Origin of the sequence: Microbacterium profundi, assembly GCF_000763375.1 — a bacterium.
In the GTDB taxonomy this organism is placed as follows: domain Bacteria; phylum Actinomycetota; class Actinomycetes; order Actinomycetales; family Microbacteriaceae; genus Microbacterium; species Microbacterium profundi.
Genome location: NZ_JPSY01000001.1, coordinates 382,505 through 397,953 on the forward strand (window position 1 = coordinate 382,505; position 15,449 = coordinate 397,953).

A 15,449-nucleotide genomic window follows, 5' to 3' on the forward strand; every position below is an offset into this window, starting at 1 on the left:
CAGATGTCGCTATGAGAACCGTGTGACAACGATCGCGATGACGGCCCACACCGCGAGCACCGCGAAAGCGATGATCGCCGGCCGGTCCCAACTGCGCAAGACAACAGCCTCCGGCGACACATCAGCCTCGAGGCGCAGACGCTGCAGCTTCGCGATACCGTCGTGCGCCCCGTCGTCGGCGTCCTCACGGGTTCGTCCGGGTCCGAGCCTTCGAGGCCGTGAGCGCGACGGCCCGCCGAAGCACCTCACGACCTGACCGTCATCGAGGGTCAGTTCGAGCTGCCACCGCATCGCGACGCGTTTCATTCTGCTCCACGGCACCCACGTTCGCCTGACGATGTTCTGGACGCCGACGCCAGTGGTGTCGGCGCGGACGTCTGAGGCGATCCCCGCGACGTGGATGACCCAGAGCAGCAGCAGCAGCCAGGGCGCAAGCAGGAGTGCTTCACCGATGCCGGATCGGACGGTCGCCTCGACCAGCAGCGCTGCGGCGATCACCGCGGTGATGCCGAACAGCCAGACGGCACCGGTGACCCGAAAGACCCGCGGCGGCCTGGCCGCCGACATCAGCCGACGCCACCCAGCGGCAGCGAAGCACCGGGGATGGCCTCCAGCAGCCGGCGGGTGTACTCCTGCTGCGGGTTGCTGAAGATGTCGTCGACCCTCCCCTGCTCGACGATGCGGCCCTTCTCCATGACGCATACGAGATCCGCCGCGACCCGGACCACCGCGAGGTCGTGCGTGATGAACAGATATGTCAACCCGAGATCGCGCTGGAGGTCGGAGAGCAGATTCAGGATCTGGTCCTGCACCAGCACGTCCAGGGCGGAGACTGCTTCGTCCAACACGACGATGTCAGGCTTCAGTGCGATCGCACGTGCGATCGCCACGCGCTGCCGCTGACCTCCGGACAGCTCATTCGGGTAGCGCCACGCGAGCTCCTGCGGCAGAGCGACCTGCTCCAGCAGTTCGAGCGAACGCTGATGCTGCTCTTCCCTGGTGCCGATGCCGTGCACGTGCAGGGGTTCTGCGATGAGGCTCCCGATGCTGCGCAGCGGGTCGAGCGAGCCGTACGGATCCTGGAACACCGGCTGCATTCGCCGACGCAGCCGGAAGACGTCGGCGCGCGACATCGTGCTGGTGGCTTCACCGTCGATGAAGATCTCACCGTCAGTCGGCTTCTCCAACTGCAGCAGCATCTTCGCGACCGTGGATTTTCCCGATCCCGACTCTCCCACGAGCGCCAGCGTCTTGCCGCGAGGAATCGAGAACGACACCTCGTCGACGGCGCGGAAGCGTTCGTGCTTGAGACCGCCCGTGCGGATCGAGTAGTCCTTGACGAGATCGCGCACCTCGACCACGGGAGCCGCCGTGCCGGCCGGCTCGTCGCTCGCGTGCACGGTGGTGCCGATGCGCTTCGAGGCAAGGCTCGGAGCCGCGGCGACGAGGCGCTGGGTGTACGGATGCTGCGGGTTGGTGAGGATCTCGGCGCTGGGTCCCGCTTCGACGATCTCACCCTGATTCATCACCAGGATGCGGTCAGCACGCTCTGCGGCAAGACCGAGATCGTGCGTGATCAGCAGCACCGAGGTGCCCCGATCACTGGTGAGCGAGGCGAGGTGATCCAGGATCACGCGCTGCACCGTGACGTCGAGCGCGCTGGTGGGCTCGTCGGCGATCAGCAGCTTCGGGTCGGCCGCCAAGCCGATTCCGATGAGCGCGCGCTGGCGCATTCCCCCGGAGAACTGATGCGGGAACTGGTGCATGCGGCGGGCCGCGTCGCTGAGGCCGGCTTGGACCAGCACCTCCACGGCACGGTCGTGCACCTCTCGTCGACCTTGCGCCAGACCGTTGGCGCGGACCGCCTCCTTGACCTGGAATCCGATCGACCAGACGGGGTTGAGGTTCGACATCGGGTCCTGCGGCACGTAGCCGATCTCGCGACCGCGGATCCGCTCCATCTCCCCACGACTCGCCTTCGTGAGGTCCCTGCCCGTGAGCACGATACTGCCGCTGGTCACCGTACCGGTGCCGGGCAGCAGATCGATGATCGCCGCCGCGGTGGTCGACTTGCCCGAACCCGACTCCCCCACGATGGCGAGCGTCTCGCCCTCGAGGATGTCGAAGCTCACGCCGTGCAGCACCTCTCGGGACTGCCGGCCGCTGCGGAATGCGACCTTCAGATCGCGGATGCTGAGCAGTGGCTGGTTCATCGCTGTGCCCTCGCCTTCGGGTCGACGGCGTCGCGCAGCAGCTCGCCGAGTGTGATGAACGCCAGCACCGTGAGCGTCAGCGCGAGCGACGGCCAGAACAGTGCCATCGGCGCGGTGCGGATGCTCGTCTGCGCCTGGCTGATGTCATTGCCCCACGACATGGTGCCGCCGCCGAGGCCGACGCCGAGGAACGACAGCGTCGCCTCCGCGACGATCGCCGCACCGAGGCTCAACGTGGCGACGACGATGACCGGGGCCATCGCGTTCGGCAGCACGTGCGAGATGAGCGTGCGGAATCGGGAGAGCCCGACGGCTTCCGCGCCCATCACGAAGTCCGCCTGTTTCACGCGCAGCACCTCGGCGCGCATGATCCTCGCCGTCGATGCCCACGCGAAGCCGCCGATCGCGAACGCGAGCACGATCTCGTTTCGCACCGGCATCACCGACATCACGACGATCGCGGCGATGATGTACGGGATGGTGAAGAAGATGTCACCGACGCGGGACAGCAGCGAATCGAGCCATCCGCCGTAGAAGCCGGCGAAGGCCCCCATCGCCATTCCGACGATCGTGCTGATGAGAGTCGCCAGAACGCCCACGATGACAGACGTACGCGTGCCCCAGATGATTCGCGAGTACACATCGCAGCCCTGACGTGTGAATCCGAAGGGATGTCCTTCTTCTGGACCGCCGTTACTGCTCGCGAGCGAACAGCCGTTGTTCGGCGCCACGCTCGTGAAGAGTCCTGGCCAGAGCGAGACGATGACCACGAGCAGCACGAATGCGGAGGAGATCCAGAACAGGGGGCGCCTGCGCAGGTCTCGCCACGCATCGATCCAGAGGTTGCTGCGCTTGGCGCTGATACGGACGACGTCGACTGGGACCGACGTCGTGTCGACGGGAGCGACGAAGTGCTCTGCGTGCGCGTCAGGACGGGACATAGCGGATCCTCGGATCGAGCAGGCCGTAGACGAGGTCCACGACGATATTGATGAGCACATAGACGACGACGAACACCGTGACGAACGACACGACCGTCGGATTCTCGCCGCGGATGATCGCCTGATACAGGGTGTTGCCCACACCGGGGACGTTGAAGATGCCCTCCGTCACGGTGGCGCCGACCATCAGGATGCCGAACACGGTGCCGAGGTCGGTGACCATGGGGATCAGTGAGTTGCGCAGCACGTGCACCGGGATCACGCGTCCTCGCGACAGACCCTTGCTGTACGCGGTGCGCACCCAGTCCTGGTTGAGGGTCTCGATCGTCGACGTCCTGGTGAGGCGCATGCTCGTCGCGTACACACTCAATCCGAGCACGATGGCCGGCAGCCACAGATCACCCCAGTCGTTGCGTGCCCCGACTGTGGGTCTGAACCAGCCGAGCTGTACGGCGAGGAAGTACTGTGCGAGAAAGGCCAGCACGAAGATCGGCACGGCCACGAAGACGAGCGCGACCACCAGCATCGAGTTGTCGAAGATGCCGCCCTTGCCGAGCGCGGAGAACAGCCCGATCACGATGGCCAGGACGAATGCGATCACGACCGCCATCACCGCGAGACGCAGCGTGACCGGGAACGTCCTTGCGAGGATGTCGATCACCGGCTGGCCGGAGAAGCTGATGCCGAAGTCGAGCCGGAAGATGCCGGCGATGTAGTAGAAGTACTGCACGATGAACGGCTGATCGAGATGGTACTGCGCGCGCAGCCTCTCAAGCAGAGCCGGGTTCGGCTGACGGTCTCCGAACAGCGCGGCGATGGGATCGCCGGGCATCGCGAAGACCATGAAGTAGATCAGCAGGGTGGCGCCGAAGAACACCGGAATCGCCTGCAGGATCCGTTTGAGGATGTAAAGAGCCACCCTCGACCTCCCTTCGAGTGCGCGGACGCACGTACGACGAGGCGATGGTCGTGTTCACCACCGCCTCGTCGTGTGTCGGTGTCAGCTGACCTTGGTGATCTGCTCGTAGAGCGGCACCGAGTTCCAGCCGAACTCAACGTTGTCCACGGTCTCGCCGTAGCCGCCGACCACGTTCGAGTACCACAGCGGCGTCGCGGGGAGGTCCTGCAGAAGCACTTCCTGCGCCTTCTGGAACAGGCCGTTCGCCTCTTCGGCGTCCGTGGCCGAGATGCCCTCCGACAGCAGCTTGTCGAACTCGGGGTTCGAGTAGTCACCGTCGTTGGAGCCGGCGTTGGTCGCGTAGAGCGGGCCGAGGAAGTTGTACAGACCGGGGTAATCGGCCTGCCATCCGGTACGGAAAGCGGTCTGGATGGTGCGCTCGGTGACCTCACCGCGCAGCTCGGCGAACGTCGGGTACGGTGCGCCCGATGCCTCGATGCCGAGAGTGTTCTTGATGGAGTTCGCTGTCGCGTCGACCCAGGCCTGGTGGCCGCCGTCCGCGTTGTACGCGATCTGGAACTCACCGCTCCACGGGCTGATCGCGTCGGCCTCGGCCCACAGCTCCTTGGCCTTCTCGGGGTCGTACGCCAGAACCTCGGCGCCCGTGAGCGAGTCGGACCAGCCGTCGATGACCGGCGAGGTGAAGTCGCTGGCCGGGGTGCGGGTGCCCTGGAAGATCACGTCGGTGATCTCCTGGCGGTTGATCGACATCGAGATCGCCTGACGACGCAGCACGCCTTCTTCGCCACCGAAGTGCTCGAGGCGCTCCGGGATCGTGAACGACTGGAAGATCGCTGCCGGCTGGTTCACCGCGCGGTCGCCCAAGTCGGACTCGAAGGTCTCGAATGCCGAGTCCGGGATCGCGTCGAGGACGTCGAGCTCACCGGCGAGCAGGTCCGCGTATGCGGAATCCTGAGACGCGTAGAACTTGATGTCCAGTCCGCCGTTGGCCGGGGTGCGGGGTCCGTCGTAGTCCGGGTTGGACACGAGGTTGATGCCGACGTCATGCTGCCACGCGCCTTCGCCCTCGAGCATGTACGGGCCGTTGCCGATCGGGTTCTCGCCGAACGACTCGATGTCGTCGAAGGCCGCGTCGGGCAGTGGGTAGTAGGCCGAGTACCCCAGGCGCTGTGCGAAGTCGGAGGCCGGCTTGTTCAGCGCGATCGTGAAGGTGTAATCGTCGACCTGCTCCAGGCCTGTCAGCTCGGAGTCCGCGTCGTAGCTGAAGCCCTCGATGTCCTCGAAGAAGTAGCTGGAGAGCTGCTCGTTCGACGCGAGTGCGCCGTAGTTCCACGCCTTGATGAAGTTGTCAGCGGTGACCTCTTCGCCATCGGTGAACGTGAGCCCCTCGCGGATCTTGACCGTCAGGTTCTGCGGGTCATCGACCGTGATCTCCTCGGCGACGTCGTTGAACACCGAACCGTCAGCCGCGTAGCCGATGAGTCCTGCGAACATCGCGTCGAGGATCTTGCCGCCCCCGACCTCGTTGGTGTTGGTCGGGATCAGCGGGTTCTGCGGCTCGGAGCCGTTGACCGTGATGATCGCCGTGGCGTCGCCCCCGGCGTCTTCGCCATCGTCGCCGGCGCCGTTGTTCGAGCCCGCGCAACCGACCAGCACAAGAGCGCTGGCGGAGAGCAGACCGACCCCGGCCAGGGTGATCTTGTTTCGCTTCATGTCTATGTCCTCCTGTGGACAGGTGCAAATGCGTCCCGTGTTCGGGTCGCAGATGTGTTGAGACTAACCTCGCGCGCGCGATTTGAGGCCCTGTGTTAATCAACCGTTACTGAGTGGAGACCTTCATGAAACATCGATTTCTGCTACGCGAACGCCTCGATCGGCGGGCATGCGCAGACGAGGTTGCGGTCGCCGTATGCCTGGTCGATCCGTCGCACGGGTGGCCAGTACTTGCCCGCGACCAGGGAATGCACCGGATATGCCGCATCCTCGCGCGTGTAAGCGTGCGTCCATTCCCCCGCGATCAGCGAGACCGCGGTGTGTGGTGCGTTCACGAGCGGATTATCGTCTGCAGGCCAGCGACCGGATGCCACGGCATCCGCCTCGCCCTTGATCATGATCATCGCCTCGATGAACCGATCGATCTCGCCGAGGTCTTCCGACTCGGTCGGCTCGACCATCAGCGTGCCTGGTACGGGGAACGACATGGTCGGGGCGTGGAAGCCGTAGTCGATGAGACGCTTTGCGACATCGTCGACGGTGATGCCGGTGGCCTCCTTGAGCGGGCGGAGGTCGAGGATGCATTCGTGCGCCACCCGGTCGTCCTCACCCGTGTAGAGCACGGGGAAGTGATCGCGCAGGCGCGCGGCGATGTAGTTCGCCGACAGGACGGCTGCTGCAGTCGCGTCGCGCAGTCCTTCGGCTCCCATCATCCGCACGTACGACCACGAGATCGGCAGGATGCCGGCCGATCCATACGGCGCGGCGGAGACCGCTCCCCCGGCGAACTCGTAGCCGCCAGAGTGCGTCGCACGCTGCGCGAGGGGGTGAGAGGGCAGGTGCGGCGCCAGGTGCGCTTTCGCCGCCACCGGACCGATTCCGGGGCCGCCGCCGCCGTGCGGGATCGCGAACGTCTTGTGCAGGTTCAGGTGCGAGACGTCGCCGCCGAGATCACCGAAACGAGCGTAGCCGAGCAGTGCGTTGAGGTTCGCGCCGTCGACGTAAACCTGGCCGCCGGCGTCGTGCACCGCGGAGGTGATCTCCACGACGTCGTGCTCGTACACGCCGTGCGTCGAGGGGTACGTGATCATGAGCGCAGCGATCTCTTCGGCGTTCGACGCGATCTTCGCGCGCAGATCGTCGAGATCGACGTTGCCCAGCTCGTCGCACGCGACGACGACGACCTTCATGCCGGCGAGCACCGCGGATGCCGCGTTCGTACCGTGCGCCGACGACGGGATCAGGCACACCGTGCGGTGCGTGTCGCCGTTCGCGAGGTGGTAACCGCGGATCGCGAGGAGTCCGGCGAGCTCGCCCTGCGAGCCGGCGTTCGGCTGCAGCGAGACGGCGTCGTATCCGGTGACCTCTGCGAGCCAGCTCTCGAGCTGGTCGATCATCTCGAGGTAGCCCTCGACGTCGGATGCCGGGGCGAACGGGTGGATCCCGGCGAACTCCGGCCATGTGATCGATGCCATCTCGGTCGCCGCGTTGAGCTTCATGGTGCACGAACCCAGCGGGATCATGCCGCGATCGAGCGCGTAGTCGCGATCGGCCAGGCTCTTCAGGTACCGCATCATCGCCGTCTCGCTGTGATGCACGTGGAAGACGGGGTGGGTGAGGTATTCGTCCTGGCGGGTCAGCGAGGTCGGGAGTGCAGTGGCTTCGACTCGCTGCGCTCGCTCAGCCCGTTTCGTCTCGCTCCGCTCGCTCAACGACCCGCGAAGGCTCGCCCGCGGCAGCGAGCCGAAGGCGGACGACTTCGCGCCGAAGAGCGAAGCGACGGCATCCAGTTCAGCACGCGTGGTCGTCTCGTCCACCGAGATCGCGATCGTGTCGTCGTCCACGAGGCGGAGCAGGATGCCGAGCTCGTCGTGCGCACGCCCGACCAGCGCTGCGGCACCGGCCGCGTGCACCGTGAGTGTGTCGAAGAACGCCTCGTGCACGACCTCGGTGCCGGCTTCGGCCAGTCGATCGCCCAGAGCAGCGGCCTTGGACGCGACGCCCGTCGCGATCCCGCGCAGTCCGTCAGGCCCGTGGTAGACCGCATACATCGCCGCCATGACGGCGAGCAGCACCTGTGCCGTGCAGATGTTGCTCGTGGCCTTCTCGCGGCGGATGTGCTGCTCCCGCGTCTGCAGGGACAGCCGGTACGCGGGCTTGCCGTCGGCATCCACCGATACACCGACGAGGCGCCCTGGCAGCTGTCGCTCGAGTCCCTGACGCACGGCCATGTAGCCGGCGTGCGGACCGCCGAAGCCCATCGGCACACCGAAGCGCTGGGTGGTGCCGACCGCGACGTCGGCGCCGAGCGATCCGGGCGAGCTGATCAGGGTGAGGGCGAGCAGATCGGCCGCGACGACCGCGAGGCCGCCCGCGACGTGCGCGGCGTCGATCACGGCACTCGGATCCCAGACGAGACCGGATGCCGCGGGGTACTGCACGAACACGCCGAAGAGCTCATCGGGCAGAGCCTCGCCTCCGGCGAGATCGCGTTCGACGAGTTCGATGTCGAGCGCTGCCGCACGGGTGGAGAGTAGCGCCTTGGTCTGCGGGAACGCACCGGCATCCACCACGAACACGTTCGTCTTCGCCTTCGAGGCTCGCCTGGCCAGCAGCATCCCCTCGGCCACGGCCGTGGACTCATCCAGCATCGAGGCGTTCGCCGTCGACAGGCCGGTGAGGTCGGCGACCATCGTCTGGAAGTTGATCAGCGCCTCCAGGCGACCCTGCGAGATCTCCGGCTGGTACGGCGTGTACGCCGTGTACCAGGACGGATTCTCCAGAACGTTGCGCTGGATCACGCTGGGGGTCAGCGTGCCGTAGTAGCCGAGTCCGATCATCGAACGGTTCACCCGGTTGCGCGAGGCGAACGCGCGCAACTCGGCGAGCGCCTCGGCCTCGGAGGCGGCGGGCGGGATGACACCATCCCCGGTCGCTGAGCCTGTCGAAGCGTCGGTGTAGATCGATGCCGGCACAGCGCCGCGCATCAGCGCCTCGAGCGAGGTGGAGGGGTCGGAGGTGTCGACGCCGAGGGCGTCCAGCATGATGCGCTGGGTCTCGACTGTCGTCCCGATGTGACGATCGGCGAAATTGGTCACGAGCTCGATCAACCCTCCGTCAGCGCGACGTAGGCGGCACGGTCGAGAAGGCCGTCGGCCGCGTCGTCGGCGATCGAGATCTTGATGAGCCATCCGCCTTCGAAGGGCGCTGCATTGACGAGCGAGGGGTCATCGACGACTGCGTCGTTGATCTCGACCACGGTTCCGGTGACGGGAGCGTAGAGCTCGCCCACCGACTTCGTCGATTCGATCTCGCCGACGACCGTACCCGCTGCGATCTCCGTGCCGGCCTCTGGGAGTTCGACGAACACGACGTCACCGAGTTTCTCGGCGGCGAAGTCGGTGATGCCGATGGTCGCGACGCTGGTCCCTGAGCCTGTCGAAGGGGCGATGTCGAGCCACTCGTGCTCTTCGGTGTACGAGAGTGCGTTCAGATCAGTCATTTCTTCCTCCGGTAGAAAGGCAGTGCGGTCACGGTCGCGGGGATCTTCGTGCCCCGCACATCAAGGAATACGGCGGTCCCTGTCTCGGCAGAAGCAGGGTCGATATAGGCCATCGCGATCGGATGGCCGAGCGTCGGGCTGAGCGCACCGCTGGTGATCTCACCCAGCACTGTGCCGTCGCCGGCGACGACTGCGTACCCGGCGCGTCCGGCACGCTTGCCCTCGGCTGCGAGTCCGACGAGCACCGGTGCGTCCTCGGCGGGCGCCACGGCATCCTTGCCGATGAAATCGGTCTTGTCGGATGCGACGACCCGGCCGAGTCCGGCCTGCGCGGGCTTGATCTCCCGCGACAGCTCGTGCCCGTACAGGGGCATTCCGGCCTCCAGGCGGAGCGTGTCTCGTGCGGCGAGACCAGCGGGAACGATGCCGTGAGTCTCACCTGCCGCGAGCACCGCGTCCCAGAGCGCGACGGCGTCTTCGCTGCGCACGAGCAGCTCGAAACCGTCCTCCCCCGTGTAGCCGGTGCGTGCGATCAGCAGCGGTGCTCCGAGGAAGAAGGCGTCGGCCCACGCGTAGTACTTCTGATCCGCCCACGGGATGCTGACATCGGTGATGCCGGCGGTCGCGGCCGCTATCGCCTCGGATGCCGGGCCCTGAACGGCGAGCAGGGCGTAGGTGTCGGAGACGTCTTCGACGTCGACGCCGCGGTCGCCGAGGAAGCCGGCGAAGCTGCGGTCCTCGCCCTCGGCGCGCGGGGGAAGGTCCCGCTCGATCCGCGAAGGGAACGACCGCACGCGCGAGGCGAAGGCCGCATCCACGAAGCCTCGGTTGCCGGCGTTCGCGATCACCAGGAATCGGTCATCCGCGAGCCGGTACACGATGACGTCATCGATGATGCCGCCGTCCTCGGCGAGCACGAGCGAGTACTTCGCCTTGCCGATCGCCATCGTGGACAGGCGCCCTGCGAGCGAGTAGTCAAGGAACTCGGCGGCGAAATCGCCGGCCACGAGGAACTCCGCCATGTGCGAGATGTCGAAGAGTCCAGCGGCCTGGCGCACGGCGTGATGCTCGGCGAGGTCGGAGGTGTAGCGCACCGGCATCTGCCAGCCGCCGAAGTCGGTGAACGACGCACCGAGCGACTCGTGTCGCTCGCGCAGCGGGGTGAAGCGGGCCTCGGTCATGGAGTTCTCCCGGATGGATCGGAAGGATGCCGTACGGAATGCACGGTATCCGAGAACTCCCCCTCTGTCATGGGCCTGAGAGTTTCGCCCGTGCGCGTGGCGCAGGGCTTTCACCGTCGGCGGAAATCAAACGTGAGACTCGCGGAGCTTGTCTCGCCAGGTTTCGACTCGGCGCCGGGGCGCCTCGCTCAACCCGAAATCTTGCTTCGCTCGATTTCGCTTTTCAGAGTGGCCTGACCGGCGCGGTACGCGGTACCTGAGAGATTGGCGGGGAGGCTTGCTCCTTCGGTGCCCGGCCATGATCACCGGGGCTCTCCCGCACGGGTCGTGGGGCCTGTCTTCAGTTATGGGGACAGCTTAGCGTGCAAGCTCCGCGCCCGCCGTCACATGAGCGTCATGATGTTGATCTTCAAGTCACCATGACACTAAGATCGTTCGCGGAGGTTAAAGTCATGGTGACCAGAACCAGTGAACCCGAGATCCGCGTCGCGGTCTCGACGGTGATCCTGACGCTGCGGCGCGCGCCCGGCCCCGATCAGCCGTCGCTCGCGCTGCCGCTGGTGCTGCGCACGCGCGATCCCCACCAGGGCGATTGGGCGCTGCCGGGTGGCTGGCTCGAGCCGGACGAGAGCCTTGAGGATGCGGCGGCGCGCACCCTGCACGAGACCACGGGCCTCTCCCCCAGCTACCTGGAGCAGCTCTATGCCTTCGGCGCCGTGGATCGCTCACCGAGCCGCGTCGTCTCGATCGTGTACTGGGCGCTGCTCCGCTCGGACGAGGTCGACGCGCAGAGCGCCGCGCACGTGGCATCCGGTCTAGCGCCCGAGAATGTGGAGTGGTTCGACGCCGGCGGGCTCCCCTCGCTGGCGTTCGACCACAACCAGATCATCGACTACGCCCTCTGGCGGCTGCGCAACAAGGTCGGCTACAGCAGGGTCGCGCACGGGTTCCTGCCCCCGACGTTCACACTCGCCGACCTGCGGGAGGCCTATGAGGCGATCCTCGGCAGACGCCTGGATCCGGCGAACTTCCGCCGCCAGGTCGAGACCTCAGCCGCCCTGCTGCCGACCGATGAGTTCCGCACTGGCAGCCACCGGCCTGCCCGCCTGTACCGATACGACGATGCCGTCGAGCTGGCCGACCGCGGCCCGCTCGCCCCCGAGAAAGCTGTCAAGGAGAAGAGGACCCGATGACCCTCCTGCCGTTCCCCGAACTCACCGACCCCGGCAACACCGACCCCTCCGTCGATCATGCCATCCGGGCGATCGTCGGCGGCGCCTCGACCGATGCCACCTGCAGCACCGACCTCGCCGAGGGGCCGTGGACATTCGACAGTCGGCCGGGCTACGGCCCTGGATCCTCGATGGGCGATGTCATCCCCACCGGCTCCCCGCGTCAGGGCGAGCTGCCGGTCGAGTACCGCGAGGCGGACGAGGCCGACCTGGATGCGCGCATCCGCGCCGCGAAGGCGACGCTCGGTGACCGCGTCGTCGTGCTCGGACACTTCTATCAGCGCGAAGAGGTCGTGCAGCACGCCGACTACGTGGGCGACTCCTTCCAGCTCGCGAACGCCGCGCTCGATCGCCCGGAGGCCGAGGCGATCGTGTTCTGCGGCGTGCACTTCATGGCCGAGACCGCTGACCTGCTCTCCCGTCCGGAGCAGTCGGTGATCCTCCCGAACCTCGCCGCCGGATGCTCGATGGCCGACATGGCCGACATCGACCAGGTCGAGGACTGCTGGGAGCAGCTCGCCGACGTGCTCGGGCCGCTCGACGTCGCCGATGACAGCGGGCGCGTGCCGGTGATCCCGGTGACGTACATGAACTCCTCCGCCGCGATCAAGGGCTTCGTCGGACGCCACGGCGGGATCGTCTGCACGTCGTCGAACGCCGAGACGGTGCTCGAGTGGGCGTTCGAGCGCGGACACCGCGTGCTCTTCTTCCCCGACCAGCACCTCGGCCGCAACACCGCCAAGGCCATGGGCGTCGCGCTCGAGCAGATGCCGATGTGGAACCCTCGTCGGCCGCTCGGCGGGTCCTCCGCAGAGCAGCTCGTCGACTCGCGCGTCATCCTGTGGCACGGATTCTGCTCGGTGCACCGCCGGTTCACCGTCGGGCAGATCGAGCAGGCACGCGCAGAGCACCCCGGCGTGCGGGTGATCGTGCACCCCGAATGCCCGATGGAGGTCGTCGACGCCGCGGATGAGGCCGGTTCCACCGACTACATCCGCCGCGCGATCGACGCCGCCACCGAGCCGACGACGTTCGCGATCGGCACCGAGATCAACCTGGTCAGGCGGCTCGCCGCCCAGTATCCGCAGCACGAGATCTTCTGCCTGGATCCCGTCGTCTGCCCCTGTTCGACGATGTACCGTATCCACCCGGGCTATCTCGCCTGGGTGCTCGAGGAACTCGTCGCCGGACGCGTCGTGAATCAGATCTCCGTGGCGGCCGGCGTGGCGACTCCCGCACGCGTCGCGCTGGAGCGGATGCTGGCAGCGAAGCCGCGCGCATGAACATCATCGTCGTCGGCTCCGGCATCGCCGGCCTCACGGGAGCGCTGCACGCATCCGAGGCGGGGCATGCGGTGACGCTCGTGACCAAAGGAGCGCTCGGCGACGGATGCACGCCGCTGGCGCAGGGCGGCGTGGCCGGTGTCTACGGCGCGGGTGACTCCCCCGCGGTGCACGCCGCCGACACTCTCAGCGCGGGCGCTGGGCTGTCACACGTCGACGCTGTCAACGTGCTGGTGGGCGATGGTGCGGCCCGCATCGCCGAGCTGATCGCACGCGGCGTCGCGTTCGACCGTGCCCCCGACGACACCCTGCAGCTCGGCCGTGAGGCCGCCCACAGCCACGCGCGCATCGTGCATGCGGGCGGCGATGCGACCGGCACAGAGATCTCCCGTGCGTTGATCGATCAGGTGCGACGGGGTGCGGTCGACATCGTCGAGCACGCCTTCCTGGTCGACCTCCTTGTCGACGACGGCGCGGTCCGCGGCATCCGGATGCTGCGCCACGACGCTCTCGTCGATATCGAATCGGATGCCGTGATCCTCGCGACCGGCGGCGCCGGGCAGCTGTACGCCCGCACGACGAACCCGATCGGTGCGACCGGCGACGGGATCGCCGCCGCGCTGCGCGCGGGCGCCGAGGTGGCGGACCTGGAGTTCATGCAGTTCCATCCGACTGTGCTCGCGGCGGGGCCGGCGTTCCTCATCTCCGAAGCCGTGCGCGGCGAAGGGGCGACGCTGCTCGACGACGAGGGCCGGCGATTCGTGTTCGACGCGCACCCCGACGGTGAACTCGCTCCTCGCGACGTCGTGTCGCGCGCGATCGCGAGGCAGGCCGTCATGCAGCAGGGTCCGGTGCTGCTCGATGCGACGATGCTCGGTGCTGTACGCCTGGCCGAGCGGTTCCCCACCATCGACCGGGTCACCCGCGAGCGAGGATTCGACTGGGCGCGCGGGCCGATCCCGGTGACGCCGGCCGCGCACTACCTGATGGGCGGCATCGTCACCGACCTCGACGGCCGCACTTCCCTACCCGGGCTGTTCGCGGTCGGCGAGGTCGCACGCACCGGGGTGCACGGTGCGAACCGCCTCGCGTCGAACTCGCTGCTAGAGGGGGCCGTGTTCGGCGCTCGCGCGGCTGCGGCTGCGGTGGGGGCTGCCGGTTCTGTCGTCTCTGCCAGGCTTCGACTCGCTCCGCTCGCTCAACGCGTTTCGTCTCGCTCGGCTGCGCCTCGCTCGCTCAACGACCCGCAACAGAACCCCCAAGGGTCGTTGAGCGAGCACGCACCCTGCGGGTCGTTGAGCGAGCGCAGCGAGACGAAACGCGTTGAGCGAGCCGAAGGCGAGACGAAACGACGCAAGCAGCTCCAGCAACTCATGTGGGATCACGCCGGGCTCCTGCGCACCTACGAAGGTCTGACCGAAGCCCTCGGCACGCTCCGCGCCTGGCGCGCCATTGCCCCTGCCCCAACCACCCTCGCAGAGCACGAAGACGCCAATCTCCTGCTGCTCGCGGAGGCCACGGCATCCGCCGCTCTCGCCCGCACCGAATCCGTCGGCGCGCACCATATCGACCACGAACCTGCCCTGATCGGAGCCTGATGCTCACCGCAGCCACCCTCACCCGCATCGTCGGGGCCGCCCTCGAAGAGGATGCCCCGTGGGGCGACCTCACCAGCACGACGCTGCTGCCGGCCGATGCCACCGCGACCGCCGACCTCACGGCCCGCGAGCACGGCATCTTCAGCGGCGGCGACGTGTTCACGGCGGCATTCACGTTGACCGATCCGACCCTCACGATCGACCTGCACGTCGGCGAGGGAGACGAGTTCGCGCCCGGTGACGTGCTCGCGACCGTGTCAGGCTCGGCGCGCAGCGTCCTCACCGCCGAGCGCGTGGCGCTCAACTTCACGCAGCGGATGAGCGGCATCGCGACGTTGACCGCCCAGTATGTGAAGGCCGTCGAGGGAACAGCTGCACGCATCGCCGACACCCGCAAGACGACGCCGGGGCTGCGCGCCTTCGAGCGGCACGCGGTCGTGTCCGGCGGCGGCAGCAATCACCGCTACTCGCTGTCGGATGCCGTGATGGCCAAGGACAACCATCTGGCCGTGCTGCAGCGATCAGGAGCCGATCTCGCAACGGCGCTGCGCGCAGCCCTGTCGCGCCTGCCGCACACAGCGCACGTCGTCGTCGAGGTCGACCGGCTCGACCAGATCGAGGCCGTGCTCTCCGGCGGCGCCCACACCGTGCTGCTCGACAACTTCTCGCTCGACGACCTGCGCTCAGGCGTCGCCCTGATCGGTGATCGTGCCACGGTCGAGGCATCCGGCGGCGTGGATCTCGACACCGTCCGGGCCATCGCCGAGACGGGCGTCGACGTCATCTCCGTCGGCGCGCTGACCCACTCCGCACGGGCTCTCGATCTCGGGCTGGATGTGCGGATCGCCTGATGCAGGACCTCGACTG

12 protein-coding genes and 1 riboswitch are annotated in these 15,449 nt (G+C 67.3%); of the genes, 4 read left to right on the forward strand and 8 right to left on the reverse strand.

The features are described 5' to 3' along the window. Window positions 1-9: 9 nt before the first annotated feature. The 8 genes from JF52_RS0101815 to JF52_RS0101850 all read right to left on the reverse strand — a co-directional run bounded on the left by JF52_RS0101815 (window position 10) and on the right by JF52_RS0101850 (window position 10,469). Window positions 10-567, reverse strand: a complete 558-nt coding sequence (locus tag JF52_RS0101815; protein ID WP_052166679.1) for a hypothetical protein — start codon at window positions 565-567, stop codon at window positions 10-12. Then, on the reverse strand, window positions 567-2,213 hold the full coding sequence (locus JF52_RS0101820) for a dipeptide ABC transporter ATP-binding protein (RefSeq protein ID WP_033104805.1): 1,647 nt from the start codon (window positions 2,211-2,213) through the stop codon (window positions 567-569). Before JF52_RS0101820 ends, JF52_RS0101815 begins: the two co-directional genes overlap by 1 nt. Then, on the reverse strand, window positions 2,210-3,154 hold the full coding sequence (locus tag JF52_RS0101825) for an ABC transporter permease (protein ID WP_033104806.1): 945 nt from the start codon (window positions 3,152-3,154) through the stop codon (window positions 2,210-2,212). The genes JF52_RS0101820 and JF52_RS0101825 overlap by 4 nt, the downstream gene beginning before the upstream one ends. Further along, the gene (locus JF52_RS0101830) at window positions 3,141-4,073 is read right to left on the reverse strand and encodes an ABC transporter permease (protein ID WP_033104807.1); all 933 of its coding nucleotides are present in this window, start codon (window positions 4,071-4,073) and stop codon (window positions 3,141-3,143) included. The genes JF52_RS0101825 and JF52_RS0101830 overlap by 14 nt, the downstream gene beginning before the upstream one ends. 81 nt (window positions 4,074-4,154) lie before the next feature. Then, on the reverse strand, window positions 4,155-5,786 hold the full coding sequence (locus tag JF52_RS0101835) for a peptide ABC transporter substrate-binding protein (RefSeq protein WP_052166680.1): 1,632 nt from the start codon (window positions 5,784-5,786) through the stop codon (window positions 4,155-4,157). 143 nt (window positions 5,787-5,929) lie between these two features. Continuing rightward, window positions 5,930-8,830 carry an aminomethyl-transferring glycine dehydrogenase gene (gene gcvP, locus JF52_RS0101840; protein ID WP_052166897.1) on the reverse strand — a complete coding sequence of 967 codons (2,901 nt, stop codon included), beginning with the start codon at window positions 8,828-8,830 and terminating at the stop codon, window positions 5,930-5,932. Between the two features lie 62 nt (window positions 8,831-8,892). After that, window positions 8,893-9,288 carry a glycine cleavage system protein GcvH gene (gcvH, locus tag JF52_RS0101845; protein WP_033104808.1) on the reverse strand — a complete coding sequence of 132 codons (396 nt, stop codon included), beginning with the start codon at window positions 9,286-9,288 and terminating at the stop codon, window positions 8,893-8,895. After that, the gene (locus tag JF52_RS0101850) at window positions 9,285-10,469 is read right to left on the reverse strand and encodes a glycine cleavage system aminomethyltransferase GcvT (protein ID WP_033104809.1); all 1,185 of its coding nucleotides are present in this window, start codon (window positions 10,467-10,469) and stop codon (window positions 9,285-9,287) included. Before JF52_RS0101850 ends, gcvH begins: the two co-directional genes overlap by 4 nt. A 233-nt stretch (window positions 10,470-10,702) precedes the next feature. Continuing rightward, window positions 10,703-10,798, reverse strand: a riboswitch (glycine riboswitch). A gap of 123 nt (window positions 10,799-10,921) precedes the next feature. Between JF52_RS0101850 and JF52_RS0101855 the strand changes: the two genes are divergently transcribed. From JF52_RS0101855 to nadC, 4 genes are read left to right on the forward strand one after another with little or no spacing between them, the layout of a single operon-like run. Continuing rightward, window positions 10,922-11,662: an NUDIX hydrolase gene (locus tag JF52_RS0101855; RefSeq protein WP_052166681.1), complete on the forward strand. Its 741-nt coding sequence runs from the start codon at window positions 10,922-10,924 to the stop codon at window positions 11,660-11,662. Next, window positions 11,659-12,984, forward strand: coding sequence for a quinolinate synthase NadA (gene nadA, locus JF52_RS0101860; protein WP_033104810.1), 1,326 nt, complete (start codon window positions 11,659-11,661; stop codon window positions 12,982-12,984). The genes JF52_RS0101855 and nadA overlap by 4 nt, the downstream gene beginning before the upstream one ends. After that, a complete protein-coding gene (gene nadB, locus JF52_RS0101865) occupies window positions 12,981-14,582 on the forward strand; it encodes an L-aspartate oxidase (RefSeq protein WP_033104811.1) in 1,602 nt (533 codons plus the stop codon). The genes nadA and nadB overlap by 4 nt, the downstream gene beginning before the upstream one ends. Further along, a complete protein-coding gene (nadC, locus tag JF52_RS0101870) occupies window positions 14,582-15,433 on the forward strand; it encodes a carboxylating nicotinate-nucleotide diphosphorylase (RefSeq protein WP_033104812.1) in 852 nt (283 codons plus the stop codon). Before nadB ends, nadC begins: the two co-directional genes overlap by 1 nt. Window positions 15,434-15,449 lie beyond the last annotated feature (16 nt).

What these genes read in the sequence shown, in the direction of transcription:
- JF52_RS0101835 (WP_052166680.1), bottom strand. Translation starts at nt 5,786, where the DNA reads ATGAAGCGAAACAAGATCACCCTGGCCGGGGTCGGTCTGCTCTCCGCC.
- nadB (WP_033104811.1), top strand. Translation starts at nt 12,981, where the DNA reads ATGAACATCATCGTCGTCGGCTCCGGCATCGCCGGCCTCACGGGAGCG.
- JF52_RS0101825 (WP_033104806.1), bottom strand. Translation starts at nt 3,154, where the DNA reads ATGTCCCGTCCTGACGCGCACGCAGAGCACTTCGTCGCTCCCGTCGAC.
- nadA (WP_033104810.1), top strand. Translation starts at nt 11,659, where the DNA reads ATGACCCTCCTGCCGTTCCCCGAACTCACCGACCCCGGCAACACCGAC.
- JF52_RS0101855 (WP_052166681.1), top strand. Translation starts at nt 10,922, where the DNA reads ATGGTGACCAGAACCAGTGAACCCGAGATCCGCGTCGCGGTCTCGACG.
- JF52_RS0101850 (WP_033104809.1), bottom strand. Translation starts at nt 10,469, where the DNA reads ATGACCGAGGCCCGCTTCACCCCGCTGCGCGAGCGACACGAGTCGCTC.
- JF52_RS0101820 (WP_033104805.1), bottom strand. Translation starts at nt 2,213, where the DNA reads ATGAACCAGCCACTGCTCAGCATCCGCGATCTGAAGGTCGCATTCCGC.
- gcvP (WP_052166897.1), bottom strand. Translation starts at nt 8,830, where the DNA reads ATGCTGGACGCCCTCGGCGTCGACACCTCCGACCCCTCCACCTCGCTC.
- gcvH (WP_033104808.1), bottom strand. Translation starts at nt 9,288, where the DNA reads ATGACTGATCTGAACGCACTCTCGTACACCGAAGAGCACGAGTGGCTC.
- nadC (WP_033104812.1), top strand. Translation starts at nt 14,582, where the DNA reads ATGCTCACCGCAGCCACCCTCACCCGCATCGTCGGGGCCGCCCTCGAA.
- JF52_RS0101815 (WP_052166679.1), bottom strand. Translation starts at nt 567, where the DNA reads ATGTCGGCGGCCAGGCCGCCGCGGGTCTTTCGGGTCACCGGTGCCGTC.